Source organism: Pseudomonas sp. 22490 (assembly GCF_052044465.1).
GTDB lineage: Bacteria > Pseudomonadota > Gammaproteobacteria > Pseudomonadales > Pseudomonadaceae > Pseudomonas > Pseudomonas aeruginosa.
The window spans coordinates 1-551 of record NZ_JBQENS010000100.1; the positions used below are offsets into that span (position 1 = coordinate 1).

A 551-nucleotide genomic window follows, 5' to 3' on the forward strand; every position below is an offset into this window, starting at 1 on the left:
CAGAGCCGGGACCGCGCCGTGGTCAAGACCCGTGGCGATCTCGACAACCGTGGCGGCCAGGTCGTCGGTCTGAACGAACTGCAGGTCCAGGCTGCCGCACTGGACAATCGCAGTGCCGGTCTCCTTTCCAGCAAGGGAGACATGGACATCGAGGTCGCTCGTCTGGACAACAGTGCGGGCGGCAAGCTGGTCAGCGAGCGCCGTACGCTCCTGAAGGCGGATCGGCTCGATAATCGCAGCGGTCGCATTGTCGCCGGCCAGGATCTCGACTTGAGCTCTCGGTTGATCGACAACCGAGCGGGCGATATCTCCAGCACGTCGAGGGTGGTGGCGAGCGCTCGCGAACAGTTGGACAACCGCGGTGGCAAGATCGTCGGTGACAGTGGCCTGGACATCACAACGCCACGCATGCTCAACCAGGACAAGGGGGTACTCGCCAGCCGCGATGGGCTGCGCCTGAGTGCTACGGAGTTGTTCAACGGCGCGGGGGGCCTGCTGTCCAGCCAGAAGGGTATCGACGTCTCCCTGGCCGGTGCGTTCGATAACCAGGC

The 551-nt window shown here is 64.4% G+C and carries 1 protein-coding gene; it reads left to right on the forward strand.

All coding sequences use genetic code 11. The features are described from left to right. Positions 1–551 (forward strand): hypothetical protein (locus ACTJJX_RS35075; RefSeq protein ID WP_440782067.1); only part of this gene is annotated, 551 nt, incomplete at both ends.